General features: G+C 60.3%; 12 protein-coding genes. 3 read left to right on the plus strand and 9 right to left on the minus strand.

The window, feature by feature from the left end; translation table 11 throughout:
• Nucleotides 1-176 precede the first annotated feature (176 nt).
• The 3 genes from PMI36_RS15055 to PMI36_RS15045 all read left to right on the plus strand — a co-directional run bounded on the left by PMI36_RS15055 (nucleotide 177) and on the right by PMI36_RS15045 (nucleotide 6,192).
• Nucleotides 177-1,337: an efflux RND transporter periplasmic adaptor subunit gene (locus PMI36_RS15055; RefSeq protein ID WP_008072103.1), complete on the plus strand. Its 1,161-nt coding sequence runs from the start codon at nucleotides 177-179 to the stop codon at nucleotides 1,335-1,337.
• Complete coding sequence (locus PMI36_RS15050; RefSeq protein ID WP_008072104.1) at nucleotides 1,334-4,426, plus strand: multidrug efflux RND transporter permease subunit; 3,093 nt, start codon at nucleotides 1,334-1,336, stop codon at nucleotides 4,424-4,426. The genes PMI36_RS15055 and PMI36_RS15050 overlap by 4 nt, the downstream gene beginning before the upstream one ends.
• Before the next feature lie 269 nt (nucleotides 4,427-4,695).
• Nucleotides 4,696-6,192 carry a sensor domain-containing diguanylate cyclase gene (locus PMI36_RS15045; RefSeq protein ID WP_008072105.1) on the plus strand — a complete coding sequence of 499 codons (1,497 nt, stop codon included), beginning with the start codon at nucleotides 4,696-4,698 and terminating at the stop codon, nucleotides 6,190-6,192.
• A gap of 150 nt (nucleotides 6,193-6,342) precedes the next feature.
• Here the strand turns inward: PMI36_RS15045 and lpxC are convergent, their stop codons facing one another.
• The 9 genes from lpxC to murD all read right to left on the minus strand — a co-directional run bounded on the left by lpxC (nucleotide 6,343) and on the right by murD (nucleotide 16,827).
• On the minus strand, nucleotides 6,343-7,254 hold the full coding sequence (lpxC, locus tag PMI36_RS15040) for a UDP-3-O-acyl-N-acetylglucosamine deacetylase (protein ID WP_007904315.1): 912 nt from the start codon (nucleotides 7,252-7,254) through the stop codon (nucleotides 6,343-6,345).
• Between the two features lie 112 nt (nucleotides 7,255-7,366).
• Nucleotides 7,367-8,560 carry a cell division protein FtsZ gene (ftsZ, locus tag PMI36_RS15035; RefSeq protein WP_007939850.1) on the minus strand — a complete coding sequence of 398 codons (1,194 nt, stop codon included), beginning with the start codon at nucleotides 8,558-8,560 and terminating at the stop codon, nucleotides 7,367-7,369.
• Nucleotides 8,561-8,627: 67 nt separating this feature from the next.
• Complete coding sequence (gene ftsA, locus PMI36_RS15030) at nucleotides 8,628-9,887, minus strand: cell division protein FtsA (protein WP_007904319.1); 1,260 nt, start codon at nucleotides 9,885-9,887, stop codon at nucleotides 8,628-8,630.
• Nucleotides 9,888-9,902: 15 nt separating this feature from the next.
• Complete coding sequence (locus tag PMI36_RS15025; protein ID WP_008005022.1) at nucleotides 9,903-10,769, minus strand: cell division protein FtsQ/DivIB; 867 nt, start codon at nucleotides 10,767-10,769, stop codon at nucleotides 9,903-9,905.
• Nucleotides 10,770-10,773: 4 nt separating this feature from the next.
• Nucleotides 10,774-11,757, minus strand: coding sequence for a D-alanine--D-alanine ligase (locus PMI36_RS15020; RefSeq protein WP_008072107.1), 984 nt, complete (start codon nucleotides 11,755-11,757; stop codon nucleotides 10,774-10,776).
• Nucleotides 11,754-13,214, minus strand: a complete 1,461-nt coding sequence (gene murC, locus PMI36_RS15015; protein ID WP_008072108.1) for a UDP-N-acetylmuramate--L-alanine ligase — start codon at nucleotides 13,212-13,214, stop codon at nucleotides 11,754-11,756. The genes PMI36_RS15020 and murC overlap by 4 nt, the downstream gene beginning before the upstream one ends.
• The gene (murG, locus tag PMI36_RS15010; protein ID WP_008072109.1) at nucleotides 13,207-14,277 is read right to left on the minus strand and encodes an undecaprenyldiphospho-muramoylpentapeptide beta-N-acetylglucosaminyltransferase; all 1,071 of its coding nucleotides are present in this window, start codon (nucleotides 14,275-14,277) and stop codon (nucleotides 13,207-13,209) included. Before murG ends, murC begins: the two co-directional genes overlap by 8 nt.
• Nucleotides 14,267-15,484: a putative lipid II flippase FtsW gene (gene ftsW, locus PMI36_RS15005; protein WP_008072110.1), complete on the minus strand. Its 1,218-nt coding sequence runs from the start codon at nucleotides 15,482-15,484 to the stop codon at nucleotides 14,267-14,269. The genes murG and ftsW overlap by 11 nt, the downstream gene beginning before the upstream one ends.
• Complete coding sequence (gene murD, locus PMI36_RS15000; protein ID WP_008072111.1) at nucleotides 15,481-16,827, minus strand: UDP-N-acetylmuramoyl-L-alanine--D-glutamate ligase; 1,347 nt, start codon at nucleotides 16,825-16,827, stop codon at nucleotides 15,481-15,483. The genes ftsW and murD overlap by 4 nt, the downstream gene beginning before the upstream one ends.
• Between the last annotated feature and the right edge of the window lie 5 nt (nucleotides 16,828-16,832).

A 16,832-nucleotide genomic window follows, 5' to 3' on the forward strand; every position in this document is an offset into this window, starting at 1 on the left:
CTCACCACTCATTAGTTCGCCTGCGCTTTTGATCACGGGGAATCAGCATCAATCCAAAGAGGTCCAAACTGACAGCGCCGTCAGTTACCAGTCACTCTCCTGATGGGCGAACAGGTTTATAAAGGAAGGTATAAACCTGACAAAACTCCGACCACTCTGCCCGGCGCCCCACTCGCATGCGAATTCATAAAAAAAACGCCCTGTTCGCCGCCCTTCTGATCACCCTGGCAGCCCTGGGCGTGTGGTATGCCGCCAAACCCGCCACGACCAAACTGGCCCCCTCCACCGCCATCCCCGTGCGAGTGGTCAGCGTCACCGAAAAAGACGTGCCCCGCTACATCAGCGGCATTGGCTCGGTGCTGTCCTTGCACAGCGTGGTCGTGCGTCCGCAGATCGACGGCATCCTCACCAAACTGCTGGTCAAGGAAGGCCAACTGGTGAACAAAGGTGACCTGCTGGCCACCATCGACGACCGCTCGATCCGCGCCAGCCTCGACCAGGCCCGGGCGCAACTGGGCGAAAGTCAGGCGCAACTGCAAGTGGCGCAGGTCAACCTCAAACGTTACAAACTGCTGAGCGTCGACGACGGCGTGTCCAAGCAGACCTATGACCAGCAACAAGCCCTGGTCAACCAACTCAAAGCCACCGCCCAAGGCAATCAGGCATCGATCGACGCCGCTCTGGTGCAGCTTTCTTACACACAGATTCGCTCCCCGGTCACCGGTCGCGTCGGTATTCGCACAGTGGATGAAGGCAACTTCCTGCGCATGACTGACACCCAAGGCTTGTTCACAGTGACCCAGATCGACCCGATCGCCGTGGAATTTTCCCTGCCGCAACACATGTTGCCGACCCTGCAAGGCCTGATCAACGATCCCCAGCACACGCCGGTCAAGGCTTACATCGGTGCCGACACCGACGGCGAAACCGGCAACCTGCTAGGCGAAGGCCGCCTGACCCTGATCGACAACCAGATCAACGCCAACACCGGGACCATCCGCGCCAAGGCTGAGTTCGCCAACCCCGCACAGAAACTCTGGCCGGGCCTGCTGGTAACGGTAAAAATTCAGACAGCACTGGATAAAAATGCGCTGGTGGTGCCACCCACCGTCGTACAACGTGGCCTCGATCAACATTTCGTCTACCGGGTCAACGGCGACAAGGTCGAAGCCGTTCAGGTGCAGATGGTTTATCAAGGCAGCGGCCAGGACCTCATCAAAGGCGTGAAACCAGGCGATGTGCTGGTCAGCGACGGCCAGTCGAGGCTCAAACCTGGCTCAACCGTGCAGGTAGTGACCGACCCGCCGCAAATGGTGCAATCGGAGCCGAAACCATGAAGGGACATGGCTCGGTTTCCGCGTGGTGCATCGATCATCCGGTGGCGACGGTCCTGCTGACCTTTGCCTTGGTGTTGCTGGGGGTAATCGCCTTTCCGCGACTGTCGATTGCGCCACTGCCGGAAGCAGAATTCCCGACCATCCAGGTGGCCGCGCAACTGCCTGGCGCCAACCCCGAAACCATGGCCTCGTCGGTGGCCACGCCGCTTGAAGTGCAATTCAGCGCCATCCCCGGCGTGACCCAGATGACCTCGAGCAGCGCCTTGGGCTCGACCATCCTGACCTTGCAATTCACCCTCGACAAAAGCATCGATACCGCCGCGCAGGAAGTCCAGGCCGCGATCAACACCGCCGCCGGCAAACTGCCCAAAGACATGCCGAACCTGCCGAACTGGAGGAAGGTCAACCCGGCCGACAGCCCGGTGCTGATCCTCAGCATCAACTCGCCGCAAATGCCCGGCACCGAAGTCAGTGACCTGGTGGAAACCCTGCTCGCCCGTCAGATCAGCCAGATCGACGGCGTAGGCAATATCAACATCACCGGTCAGCAGCGTCCGGCGATCCGCGTGCAGGCCTCGGCGGACAAACTCGCCGCCATTGGCCTGACCCTGGCGGACATTCGCCTGGCGATCCAGCAGACCAGCCTCAACCTGGCCAAGGGTGCCTTGTATGGCGAATCGAGCATTTCGACATTGTCCACCAACGACCAATTGTTCCACCCCCAGGAATACGGTCAGCTGATTGTTTCCTACAAGGACGGCGCACCGGTTCATCTCAAGGATGTAGCCAAAGTCGTCAACGGTTCGGAAGACGCCTACATCCAGGCCTGGGCTGACGGTCAGCCGGGGGTGAATCTGGTGATTTTCCGGCAACCGGGGGCCAACATCGTCGAGACCGTCGACCGTATTCAAGCGGCCCTGCCGACGCTGGAGGCCATGCTGCCGGCCTCGGTGCAAGTCAAAGTGTTGATCGACCGCACCCAGACCATCCGCGCTTCGCTGCATGAAGTGGAAGTCACTCTGCTGATCGCGATCCTGCTGGTGGTGGCGGTGATGGCGCTGTTCCTGCGGCAGTTGTCGGCGACCCTGATCGTGGCGTCGGTGCTCGGTGTGTCGTTGATCGCCAGTTTTGCCCTGATGTACATCATGGGCTTCAGCCTGAATAACCTGACGCTGGTGGCGATCGTGGTGTCCGTCGGGTTTGTGGTGGACGATGCGATTGTGGTGGTGGAAAACATTCACCGTCATCTGGAAGCCGGCGACGGCATGCGCGAGGCGGCCATCAAGGGCGCCGGCGAGATCGGTTTTACCGTGGTCTCGATCAGTTTCTCGCTGGTGGCGGCGTTCATTCCGCTGCTGTTCATGGGCGGCGTGGTCGGGCGGTTGTTCAAGGAGTTCGCCTTGACCGCCACCTCGACCATCATGATTTCTGTGGTGGTGTCCCTGACGCTCGCACCGACGTTGGCCGCGCTATTCATGCGTGCGCCGGAACACAGCCAATCGGGCTTCGGCGAGCGCTTGCTGGCGCTGTATGAGAAAGGCCTGCGCCGCGCCCTCGCCCATCAGAAATTGATGATCGGTGTGTTCGGCCTGTCCCTCGGCCTGGCGGTCGCCGGGTACATTTTCATTCCGAAGGGTTTCTTCCCGGTGCAGGACACCGGTTTCGTCCTTGGCACCACCGAAGCAGCCGCTGATATTTCCTACGGCGACATGGTGAAAAAACACCTGGCAATGGCAGAAATCGTCGCCGCCGACCCCGCTGTCGAGACGTTCTCACACTCGGTCGGCGTTGCGGGCAGCAACCAGACAATCGCCAACGGACGGTTCTGGATTTCACTGAAAAAACGCGGCGACCGTGACGTGTCCGCCAGCCAGTTCATCGACCGGATTCGCCCGCAACTGATGAAAGTCCCGGGCATCGTGCTGTACCTGCGCGCCGGGCAAGACATCAACCTCAGCTCCGGCCCGAGCCGTGCGCAGTACCAATACGTGCTCAAGAGCAACGACGGGGCACTCCTGAGCACCTGGACCCAGCGCCTGACCGAAAAACTGCGCGGCAACCCGGCGTTTCGCGACATTTCCAATGACCTGCAACTGGGCGGCAGCATCACCCACATCAGCATCGACCGCAGTGCAGCGGCGCGTTTCGGCCTGACCGCCAGTGATGTCGACGAAGCGCTGTACGACGCCTTCGGCCAGCGGCAGATCAACGAATTCCAGACCCAGACCAACCAGTACAACGTGATTCTGGAACTGGACACCAAGCAGCGCGGCAAGGCCGAAAGCCTCAACTATTTCTACCTGCGCTCGCCGCTGAGCGGGGAAATGGTGCCGCTGTCGGCCCTGGCGAAATTCGATGCACCGACCATCGGCCCGTTGTCCATCGCTCACGACGGGATGTTCCCGGCGGCCAACCTGTCGTTCAACTTGGCGCCGGGTGTCGCGTTGGGCGATGCGGTGATCATGCTCAATCAGGCCAAGACCGACATTGGCATGCCGGTGGCCATCAGCGGTAATTTCCAGGGCGCGGCCCTGGCGTTCCAGAGTTCGCTGGCCAACCAGCCGTGGCTGATTCTGGCGGCGCTGGTGGCGGTGTACATCATTCTTGGCGTGCTCTACGAGAGCTTCGTGCATCCGCTGACGATCATCTCGACGCTGCCGTCGGCGGGGCTCGGGGCGGTGATCATGCTGTGGATCTGCGGCCAGGATTTTTCGATCATGGCGTTGATCGGGCTGGTGTTGCTGATCGGCATCGTCAAGAAGAACGGCATCTTGATGATCGACTTCGCGCTGGACGCCCAACGTAACCGTGGCTTGCCTCCCGAAGAGGCGATCTATGAGGCGTGTATGACGCGGTTCCGGCCGATCATCATGACCACCCTCGCCGCCTTGCTCGGCGCCCTGCCGCTGATGCTCGGCTACGGCACTGGCGCCGAACTGCGCCAGCCATTGGGCATCGCGGTGGTCGGCGGCTTGCTGGTGAGCCAGGCGCTGACGTTGTTCACCACGCCGGTCATATACTTGTGGCTCGAGCGGCTATTCCATCGGCCTAAGCCCGCACCGCTGCAGGCGATGGCGACCACAGACTGAGGCGGGGTCTCACGCGGTTCAGGGGCCGCTTCGCAGCCCAACGGGGGCAAGCCCCCTCGCCACAAAAATACCAAACCACCAACACCGGGTAATTATCGACTGCCCGCTGAATGTCTTCTAAGCTTCAATTAGCAAAAGGCCAGCATGTTTTGCTGGCCTTTTTTTTATCCGGCATTTATACAGGCGCTCTGAACGCGACCGGTTTCTGGGACTCTGCCCGATTCTTGTAAAAGAACTTTCATAACGCCTTATTTGCAGAAGTCAGAACCATGAGTGTGAGCAGTGCGAAATCTCAACTTCCGATCCGTTCGACACGATCGGAGCGGCTTCTGGTTCTCGGCAGTTTGTTGTTGGTGATTGCGATACTCAGCATCGTGACCTTTCTGCTGATCCGTGAACGCGCCAATGCCGAATTGTCCGCTGCTCGCGCCGCCAACAATATCGTGCAATTGATCGACGCCGACGTGCTGCGCAATGTCGAACTCTATGATGTGTCCCTGCTGGGTTTGATCGCTGCCTCCCAGCGAGAAGACCTCAAGAGCGTTTCTCCAGCCATTCGTCATCTGGCCTATTTCGACCGCGCCACTGCCGCGCCGTACAAGGGCAACATTTTGTTGCTCGACAACAAGGGCGACGTGATCGCCGACTCGGCCTCGGTGGAGCCCAGGCAGGGCAACTATGCCGATCGCGAATACTTCCAGTCTCACGTGAACAACCCGGACCCGGGCATGTTCATCAGTCCCCCCTTCAGAGCCAGGTCGCCCGAACAGGATTGGCGTATCAGTTTCAGCCGCCGGGTGAACGGCCCCCAGGGTGAGTTCCTGGGCGTGGCCGAAGCCGCCATGCGGTTGAGTTACTTCGATCAGTTGTTCAACAGTTTGAGCATCGGCCGCGACAGCACGGTCAATCTGATCAGCAAGGACGGGACTCTTCTGGCTCAGCAACCACGTCTGGCCGAAGAGCTGATCGGCAAAAACTTCAGTCACCGTCCCAATTTCCAACGCATCGTCAAAGAAGGCAACGGCAGCTTCACCAGCATGTCCGATCGATACCGTGACAAGCGCTTGTACACCTTCTCCAAGGTCGGGAACTTGCCGTTGATCGTCATCGTTGCGCTGTCCAGTGATGAGGTCTTTGCGGCCTGGAAGCGCACTGCTGTGGTGGTCAGCTTCGCGACCATTGCCTTGTGTGTGAGCTTGCTGTGGCTGACCTGGTTGCTCTGCCGGGAATTGCGTCGGCGTCAAAGTGCCGAGCAGGAACTGGCACAACTGGCCGCTACCGACCCTTTGACCGGTCTGGCCAACCGTCGAAGCCTGGATCAGGCCTTGCACCATGAATGGTTTCGCGCCCAACGTTCTGGTCTGCCATTGTCGGTGCTGATGATCGATGTCGATCACTTCAAGGCGTTCAACGATCGCCATGGCCATCAGGGCGGCGACGATGCCTTGCGCTGGGTGGCCAAAGTGATCGGCACCCATGTTCGACGGCCGGCGGATCTGGTCGCCCGTTACGGTGGCGAGGAGTTTTCGGTGATCCTGGCTGAAACCGACAGCGCCGGCGCGCAACAGATTGCCGACAACGTCCGCGCAGCGGTGGAGCAGTTGCCGTTGGCGGAGGGTGGTATGTCGCCGATTACTGTCAGTATCGGTATCAGTACCTGGACGACGGCGTCCGATATCAGCCTGGAGCAATTGCTGTTTTCGGCGGACAAGGCGCTGTATCAGGCCAAGGAAAGTGGGCGGAATCGGGTGGTTTGCGCGGATTAGAAGCCAGAATCAAAAGATCGCAGCCTTCGGCAGCTCCTACAGGGAAACGCATTCCAAATGCAGGAGCTGCCGAAGGCTGCGATCTTTTGATCTTGGCATAAAAAAAGGCCACCCGAAGGTAGCCTTTAAAAAACTAGAGAGGTTTTTTGCTTACACGGCCGCAACAGGACGCATGTAAGAGATCGGTGCAGTGCTGGCGTCTTCGAAAGTCACGACTTCCCAAGCATCTGTCTGCTCAATCAACTTGCGCAGCAGCTGGTTGTTCAATGCATGTCCGGACTTGAAGCCCTTGAACTCACCAATCAGGCTATTGCCCAGCAGGTAGAGGTCACCAATTGCATCGAGGATCTTGTGCTTCACGAATTCGTCTTCATAGCGAAGGCCGTCTTCGTTCAGTACACCATCCGCGTCGACCACAATAGCGTTTTCAACGCTGCCGCCGAGTGCGAGGTTGTGCTTGCGCAGGTACTCGATGTCACTCATGAAACCAAAGGTACGGGCGCGGCTGACTTCTTTTACGAACGAAGTGCTGGAAAAATCCACGCTTGCACTTTGTGTGCGGTCACGGAAAACCGGGTGATCGAAATCGATCTCGAAGCTCACTTTGAAACCTTCGAAAGGGACGAAAGTGGCGCGCTTGTCGCCGTCTTCCACTGTCACTTCCCGCAGGATCCGGATGAACTTCTTGGCGGCGTCCTGTTCTTCCAGGCCGGCCGATTGAATCAGGAATACGAAGGGTCCAGCGCTACCATCCATGATCGGGACTTCGGACGCGGAGAGCTCGACGTAGGCGTTATCGATGCCCAGGCCAGCCATGGCCGAGAGCAGGTGCTCCACCGTGTCCACTTTGACGTCACCGCTAACAAGCGTGGTCGACATAGTGGTTTCGCCAACGTTTTCCGCGCGGGCAGGAATCTGCACCACAGGGTCGAGGTCAGCACGACAAAACACAATGCCGGTGTCGACGGGCGCTGGCTTGAGGGTCAGGTAGACCTTCTCCCCGGAGTGCAGGCCGACACCTGTGGCACGGATAATATTCTTCAGGGTGCGTTGTTTTATCATGGCATGGGCCGCTTCAGCGCAAATTGCGAACTGGTATCAACAAAGGCTGGCGATGATAGCAGACCAGACCTTTGCTGAACACCAATCACCCTAATACCCCTGATACATTTCATCAATCGGCCTGACGACGCAGGAAAGCCGGGATGTCCAGGTAGTCCAGGTCATCTTGCGGGTTCATCTTCGCGGCAGTCGCAGCACCGGCCTGAGCCTGGTTGCGCATGACGGTCGGACGATCCAGGTCACGGTAGTTCACCGCAGGCTGTTCCTGACGAACAGGGGCTTGTTGTTGTGGCTGGGAAGCCATCGAGGTGTGAACGGTATTGTCGATGACCTTCACAGGCTTCTCGATTTTAGCGCCTAAACCGGTGGCAACAACAGTCACGTGCAGCTCGTCGCGCATGTCCGGATCGATAACGGTACCGACCTTGACCATCGCGTGCTCGGAAGCGAAGGCTTCGATGATGCTACCCACGTCGGAGTACTCACCCAGGGACAGGTCAGGACCGGCGGTGATGTTCACCAGGATGCCGCGTGCGCCTTGCAGGTTCACGTCTTCGAGCAACGGGTTGCGAATGGCCGCTTCGGTGGCCTCACGTGCACGGTTCGGACCGCTGGCGCAGCCAGTGCCCATCATCGCCATGCCCATTTCGCTCATCACGGTACGCACGTCGGCAAAGTCGACGTTGATCATGCCCGGACGCTTGATGATGTCGGAGATACCGCGAACGGCACCGGCCAGTACATCGTCGGCCTTGGCGAAAGCCGACAGCAGGCTTGCGTCTTTACCGAGGATGGTCAGCAGCTTCTCGTTGGGAATGGTGATCAACGAGTCGACGCTTTCAGACAGCAGACGAATGCCTTCGTCGGCGAGCTGCATGCGCTTGCGACCTTCAAACGGGAACGGACGGGTCACCACTGCTACGGTGAGGATCCCCATTTCCTTGGCCACTTCGGCAATGATTGGCGCAGCACCGGTACCGGTACCACCGCCCATGCCGGTGGTGATGAACACCATGTTGGTGCCCTGCAGGACTTCGGCAATGCGCTCACGGTCCTCGAGAGCGGCCTGACGACCTACTTCAGGGTTGGCACCGGCGCCCAGACCTTTGGTCACGCTGGTACCCAGTTGCAGGATGGTCCGCGCACTGATGCTTTTCAGTGCCTGGGCATCAGTGTTGGCGCAGATGAATTCAACGCCTTCAATGTTGCTCTTGACCATGTGATTGACAGCGTTGCCGCCGCCACCGCCAACACCGATAACTTTAATTACCGGGCTTGCGGGGATGTTGTCTACGAGTTCGAACATTTTCCCTCTCCTTACGTTCTCTAGTTTTTTCGCCTACTGCTGTTTGAAGCGGTGTTGCGGTATAGCTTTAGAAATTGCCTTGTACCCAGCTCTTGAAGCGATCGAGCAAGGCGACTTTCGGTTCGTCATTGCTGTAGCTGTCGCGGCTGCCGATGCCCGAGAACGAAATCCCGTCGGACTGCTTCTGCAGGCCGTACATCAACAGGCCAACGCCGGTGGAATAAATCGGGTTGCGGACCACGTCGTCCAGGCCCTTGACGCCATGCGGCACGCCCAGGCGGACCGGCATGTGGAAGATCTCTTCGGCCAGTTCGACCGCGCCTTCCATCTTCGACGTACCGCCAGTCAGCACGATGCCGGCCGGGATCAGGTCTTCGTAGCCACTGCGACGCAGTTCGGCCTGGATCAGGGTGAACAGCTCGTCGTAACGCGGCTCGACCACTTCGGCCAGAGCCTGACGGGACAGTTCGCGCGGTGGACGGTCGCCGACGCTCGGCACTTTGATGGTTTCACCGGCACCGGCCAGTTTGGCCAGGGCACAGGCGTAGCGAATCTTGATTTCTTCGGCGTACTGGGTCGGGGTGCGCAGCGCCATGGCGATGTCGTTGGTCACCTGATCGCCCGCAATCGGGATCACCGCGGTGTGACGGATCGCGCCTTCAGTGAAGATCGCGATGTCAGTGGTGCCGCCGCCGATGTCCACCAGGCACACGCCCAGCTCTTTCTCGTCGTCGGTCAGGACCGAGTAGGCCGAGGCCAACTGTTCGAGAATGATGTCGTCGATTTCCAGACCGCAGCGGCGCACGCATTTTTCAATATTCTGTGCGGCGTTGACGGCGCAAGTGACGACGTGAACCTTGGCTTCCAGACGCACGCCGGACATACCCAGCGGCTCGCGAACGCCTTCCTGGTTATCAATCACATAATCCTGCGGCAGGGTGTGCAGTACGCGCTGGTCAGCCGGGATCGCCACCGCCTGGGCAGCGTCGAGAACGCGCTCAAGGTCGGCGGAGCTGACTTCGCGATCACGAATCGCCACGATGCCATGGGAGTTCAAGCTGCGGATGTGATTGCCGGCCACGCCGACAAACGCCGAGTGGATCCGGCAACCGGCCATCAGCTGCGCTTCTTCGATAGCGCGCTGGATCGACTGGACGGTGGACTCAATGTTCACCACTACGCCTTTTTTCAGGCCGCGGGACGGATGAGTACCGATCCCGACGATTTCGAGCGTGCCGTCGTCCGAGACCTCGCCGACCAGCGCCACCACCTTGGAGGTGCCGATATCGAGACCGACGATCATTTTGCCGCTTTGCACGTTTGCCATGGGTCCTGCCTCTTCTTAATTCTTCGCGACAGCGGGTTGGGCTGTCGTGGGCGCTACAGGTTCCCGCCAGCCAACAGCGAGGCCGTTGGCGTAGCGCAGATCGATGCGCGCAATGTTCGTAATCTGCTCTTTGAGCGTCTTGTCATAGATGGCAATGAAGCGGCGCATCTTTTCCACCAGCTTGCCGCGTCCCAGCAGCAGTTCGATTCCCGGGCCCGCGCTGCCGGCGCCGGTGGTCAGGAACCAACTGCCTCGTTCACGCAACTCCAGGCGTGCAATCGAGAAGCCCAATGGCCTGAGCATCTGGCTCAGCACCTGGTATTGCTGCATCACTTGCTGCTGGGCCCGCTGCGGGCCGAACAGCTGTGGCAAGTGTTCGTAGTTCGCCAGCTCGCGCGGGGTGAACGCCTGCCCCTGGTTGTTCAGCAGCGACTCATCGCCCCAGCGGGCCACCGGCAGTTGTTCTTCCAGGCGAATCACCACCTGATCCGGCCACACCCGACGCACTTCGGCGTGGGCAATCCATGGCATCTGTTCAAGCTCGGTACGCATGCTCGCCAGGTCGATGGTGAAGAAGCTCGACGCCACGTAGGGGGCGATCCGCTGCTGCACCGCTTGCTGGCTGATGTAACTCAAGTCGCCCTGCACCGCGATCTTGGTGATCGGCCGGTCGGCGTACGGCAGCAAACGCTGTGCGCCTTCATAAGTGCCGAACCCCAGCGCGACCAACAGCACGGGCCAGAACAGACTTTTCAGAAAACCAAAATTGGCTTTCGGCAGGCGCGCGGACATCGGCTCTTTGGCCACCATTCGGCTGGCACCCCGCGGCACCGGCTTGCGGCCGGGTGCGGAAGGCTGATGACGTAGCTGAGCGCCTTGCATGGTCTTAACCTCTTGTCGGCTCTTGGTTACCGGCAGCATTGCCGGTAACGCTGGCGGCCAGAATCGCCAGAACCAGTTGCTGGAAATCCAGGCCAGCGGCACGGGCCGCCATCGGAACCAGACTGTGATCGGTCATGCCCGGTGCGGTGTTGACTTCCAGGAACCAGAACTGCCCGTCGGCGTCCTGCATCACGTCTGCCCTGCCCCAACCGGCGATACCCAGCGCCTCACAAGCTTTGGCCGTGAGGTCCATGAGTTCTTTTTCTTTGTTGCTGTCCAGGCCACATGGGATCCGGTACTGGGTATCGGAAGCCACGTACTTGGCGTCGTAGTCGTAGAAACTGTGGGTTGTGCCCAGGGCGATTGGAGGCAACACCTGGTCACGCAGGGTGGCGATGGTGAACTCCGGACCTTGAATCCATTGCTCGACCAACACTTGCGAATCGTAGGTACTGGCCGCTTTCCATGCGTCGATCAATTCGGACGCGGAGGTCACTTTGGCCATCCCGATACTGGAACCTTCATGGGCCGGTTTGACGATCAAAGGGAAGCCCAGTTCCGTGGCCGCCGAAATACAATCGGCCTCGCAGCTCAGTACCGCATGGCGTGGTGTCGGAATACCGAGGCTGTGCCAGACCTGCTTGGTGCGCAGTTTGTCCATGGCCAGTGCCGAGGCCAGAATGCCGCTGCCGGTGTACGGAATGCCAAGGCATTCGAGCAGGCCCTGCATGCTGCCGTCTTCACCGCCACGACCGTGGAGGATGATGAAGGCGCGGTCGATTTTTTCGTTCAGCAGACGCTGCAGCAGGTCATCGCCCACATCAAGACCGAAGGCATCCACACCGGCGCTTTGCAATGCATCGAGCACCGCGTTACCCGACTTCAGGGAGACTTCACGCTCGGCACTCTTGCCGCCGAACAGCACGGCGACACGGCCGAAGTCTTTCGGCAAGAGAGTGGAGACGAGGTTGGCGTAAGCAGCAGTCATTTCAACTTCCCCACGCTTGGCGCGGCAACCGCGCCAGCGAAAAACGGACTGTTCAATAGTTTCGGTGCGAGACCGCCGATATCACCGGCGCCCTGGCACAACAGAATGTCGCCGGCACGCAGCAGCGGCTTGACGATTGGCGCGAGGTCGATGCCGCGCTCGATGTAGATCGGGTCGAGCTGACCGCGCTGGCGAATGCTGTTGCACAGCTTGCGGCTGTCGGCGCCCGGGATCGGCTCTTCGCCGGCCGGGTAGACTTCCATCAACAGCAGCACATTGGCGTCGGCCAGCACATTGACGAAATCGTCGTACAGGTCGCGGGTACGGCTGTAACGGTGCGGCTGGTAAACCATCACCAGACGGCGCTCCGGCCAGCCACCGCGCACGGCTTTGATCACGGCCGCGACTTCGGTCGGGTGGTGACCGTAGTCATCCACCAGCATCACGTTGCCGCCATCAACCGGCAGTTCGCCGTACACCTGGAAGCGACGACCAACACCCTGAAAGCCGGACAGGCCCTGGACGATGGCTTCATCGCTGACGCCTTCGTCGGTGGCGATGCAAATGGTCGCCAGCGCGTTCAGCACGTTGTGGTTGCCGGGCATGTTCACCGACACATCCAGCGGCTCGCGATCAGGGCGCAGCACGGTAAAGAAGGTCTGCATGCCTTTTTGGCGCACATTGATGGCGCGCACGTCGGCATCGTCGCCAAAGCCATAAGTGACCGTCGGACGCTTCACCTGCGGGAGGATTTCACGCACCACCGGATCATCCAGGCACACCACTGCCAAGCCGTAGAACGGCAGGTTGTGCAGGAACTCGACGAAGGTTTTCTTCAGTTTGTTGAAGTCGCCGTCGTAGGTCGCCATGTGGTCGGCATCGATGTTGGTGACCACGGCCACCAGCGGCTGCAAGTGCAGGAAGCTGGCATCGCTTTCGTCGGCTTCGGCGATCAGGTAACGGCTGGTGCCGAGCTGGGCATTGGTGCCCGCGGCATTCAGACGACCACCGATGACGAACGTTGGGTCCAGGCCACCGGCGGCGAACACCGAAGCGATCAGGCTGGTGGTGGTGGTTTTGCCGTGGGTACCGGCGACGGCGATGCCGTGACGGTAGCGCATCAATTCAGCCAGCATCTCGGCCCGTGGCACCACCGGAATCCGGCGTTCCAGGGCGGTGGCCACTTCCGGGTTGGAAGTGTTCACAGCGCTGGAGGTGACCAGCACATCGGCGTTCGCGGCGTTCTCGGCACGGTGGCCGATATAAATGTGGGCACCGAAGGATTCCAGGCGCTCGGTCACCGGCGATGCTTTCAGGTCGGAACCGGACACTTCATAGCCCAGGTTCAGCAACACTTCGGCAATGCCGCACATACCCACGCCGCCGATACCGACGAAGTGGATGCGACGGATGCGGCGCATTTCCGGGTGCGGCATGGCTTTCTTGTTCTCAACCATGGGCCACCTCCAGGCAGGTATCGACCACGTTACGAGTGGCATCGGGTTTGGCCAGGCGGCGTGCCGCGGTGGCCATGTCGTTGAGTCGTTGCGGTTGCATCAAGACCTCTGTCAGGCGAGCGGCAAGGTCCGCTGCGCCAGTCGTTCTTTGCGGCATCAGGAAGGCAGCGCCTTCACGGGCCAAATAGTCGGCGTTGCGGGTCTGGTGATCGTCGATCGCGTGGGGCAAAGGCACCAGCATCGAGGGCAGACCGGCTGCCGCCAGTTCACTGATGGTCAGCGCGCCTGCGCGGCACACCACCAGGTCGGCCCAGCCATAGGCTTGGGCCATGTCTTTGATGAAAGGCTGCACTTGCGCCTCGACGCCAGCTGCGCGATAGCGCTCTGCAGTCACTTCATCGTGGTTTTTGCCGGCCTGATGAAACACGTCCGGGCGCAGATCGGGAGCGACTTGCGACAGGGCTTCAGGCAGCAACTTGTTCAACGGCTCTGCGCCCAGGCTTCCGCCCAGGATCAGCAAACGCGCCTTGCGACCGGCCAGGGCAGGTCGCGGTGTTTCGAGGAACAACTCGGTACGCACCGGGTTACCGGTGGTGCGACGGCTGTTCGACAGGGTAAAGGTGTCGGGGAACGCTTCACAGACTCGGGCGGCCAACGGCACCAGCAACCGATTGGCGGTACCGGCCACGGCGTTCTGTTCGTGAACGATCACCGGCACGCCGGACAATTTGGCTGCAACGCCGCCGGGCCCGGTCACATAACCCCCGAAGCCGACGACGCAGACTGGTCGCAGCTGACGAATGATCGCCCGCGCCTGCCAGATCGACTTGAGCAACATGAACGGTGCCTTGAGCAGGGACAATTTGCCCTTGCCGCGCAAACCGCTGGCGTTGATCCGATGCAATTGAAGGCCGGCCGCCGGCACCAGATCGTTCTCGATCCCGCGCGGCGTGCCCAACCAGTGCACGGTGTAACCGCGGGCCTGGAACTCGCGAGCGCAGGCCAGTGCCGGGAACACGTGGCCCCCAGTGCCGCCAGCCATGATCAATACGTTAGCGCCCATGGTTCGGCTCCTCGGCGAAGTCGCTCTCATGGAACTCCATCTCTTCACTGCCCAAGTGGGTTCGACTCTCCCACTCGATGCGCAGCAACAAGCCAAGACAGGCACAGCAGATCACCAACGAACTGCCGCCATAACTGAGGAATGGCAGAGTCAGCCCCTTGGTCGGCAATAGGCCTACGTTCACTCCGATGTTGATCAGGAACTGACCGATCCACAGGAACGACAAGCCATACGCGATATAGGCGGCGAAAAATTGTTTGGCCTTCTCGGCCCAATAACCGATGTACATGCCACGAATACAAACAAAGACGAACAGCGCCAAGGTGCACAACGAACCCACGGCACCCAGTTCTTCGGCCAGCACCGAGAACACGAAGTCAGTGTGGGCTTCCGGCAGGTAGAACTGTTTCTGCACGCTGTTGCCCAGGCCAACGCCCAGCCATTCGCCGCGACCGAAAGCGATCAAGGCTTGAGACAACTGATAGCCCGCACCGAACTGGTCGGCCCACGGGTCCGCAAAGTTGGTCAGTCGCGCCATTCGATACGGCTGCATTTGAATCAACAACACCACCGCACCGACAGCCAGGACAACCATCAAGGAAAAACGGAACAGCCCGACGCCGCCGAGGAACAGCATCGCTGCAGCCGCCCCCATCATTACGACGGTGGCACCGAAGTCCGGTTCCATCAGCAACAGCCCCGCCATCGGCAGCAGAACGATGAACGGCTTGAAGAAACCCATCCAGCTTTCACGTACTTCTTTCTGGCGACGCACCAGATAACCGGCGAGGTAGATCACCACGAACACCTTGGCGATCTCGGAAGGCTGAACGTTGAAGAAGCTGAAGCCGATCCAGCGCATCGAACCGTTCACTTCACGGCCAATGCCGGGGATGATCACCATCACCAGCAAACCGAATGCACCAATCAGCATCAGCCAGCCCAGGCGTTGCCAGGTAGCGATCGGAATCATCATGGTGACGATGCAGGCGCCAAGTCCCAGCACCACGTAGATAAGGTGGCGGATCATGTAATACAGGGCACTGCCCGATTGCACCGCCCCCACTTCAGTGGATGCCGATGCAATCATGACCAGGCCCAGGCCCAGCAGCGCCAGACAACCGGCGAGCATCGGGAAATCGAGGTCGATGCCGCGCCCGGTGATGATCGGCGACGGGTACGGCTTGATGATATTCAGGAGGCTCATGCCAAGTCCTCCACGGCGCGGACAAACTGGTGACCGCGATCTTCGTAGTTCTTGAACATGTCGAAACTGGCGCAGGCCGGCGACAGCAGCACCGCGTCGCCCTTTTCTGCGATGGCGCGGCATTGCGCGACCGCTTCGATCAGCGAGCCGACACGAATCAGTGGCACGGCATCGCCGATGGCCTCGCCGATCTTGTCGGAATCACGGCCCATCAAAATGACGGCGCGGCAGTTGGCCGCCACCGGATCACGTAAATCCTTGAATTCGGCCCCCTTGCCATCGCCACCGGCGATCAGCACGAGTTTGCCGTCGATGTCCGCACCCAGGCCTTCGATGGCGGCCAGAGCGGCACCGACGTTGGTGGCTTTGGAATCGTTGTAGTAGCTCACGCCATTCAGCTCGCGTACCCATTGGCAGCGATGCTCGAGCCCGGCGAAATTGCGCAGGGCCGAAAGCATGGCGTCGAACGGCAGGCCGACGGCATGCCCCAGTGCCAAGGCCGCAAGAGCGTTGGACTGGTTATGCGCCCCACGAACTTTCAACTCGCGCACCGGCATCAGGTTCTGGAATTCGAAGGCCAGGTATTTCTCGCCGTCCTCTTCCCGGATCCCGAAGGCCTTGAAGTCGGGCTTGTTCAGACCGAAGGTCCAGCACGGTTGGCCTTCACCCATCAGCGGACGGCTCAGGGCGTCCTGACGGTTGACCACAAACTGCCTGGCACCCCGGAAGATCCGGTGCTTGGCCAGGTGATAGGCCGGCAGACCACTGTAGCGATCCATGTGGTCTTCGCTGATGTTGAGCACGGTCGCCACTTCGGCGTTGAGTTGATCGGTGGTTTCGAGCTGGAAGCTCGACAACTCCATCACGTACAACTCGATGTCGTCGCTGAGCAAATCCAGCGCCGGTGTGCCGAGATTGCCGCCGACAGCAACACGCTTGCCAGCCGCAGCCGCCATTTCGCCGACCAGGGTGGTGACGGTGCTTTTGGCGTTGGAACCGCTGATGGCGACAATCGGCGCCTTCGCGTTACGCGCGAACAGCTCGATGTCGCCGGACAATTTCACGCCACGGGCGGCGGCAGCCTGCAGGGCCGGGGTCGCCAGCGCCAGGCCGGGGCTCACGTAGAGCTCATCGGCACGGCACAGGAACTCGACGTCCAGCTCGCCACAACGCACTTCCACGTGCGGATAGTCACGCTTGAGCGTGGCCAGTTCCGGTGGATTTTCCCGCGTATCGGCGACAGCAAACGACACGCCCCGGTTCGCCAGGAAGCGAACCAGGGACATGCCGCTCTTGCCGAGGCCGACAACGATGCGGAAGTGGTCAGAAGCGATCAGAGACACTCGTT

It is taken from the genome of Pseudomonas sp. GM79, assembly GCF_000282495.1.
In the GTDB taxonomy this organism is placed as follows: Bacteria; Pseudomonadota; Gammaproteobacteria; order Pseudomonadales; family Pseudomonadaceae; genus Aquipseudomonas.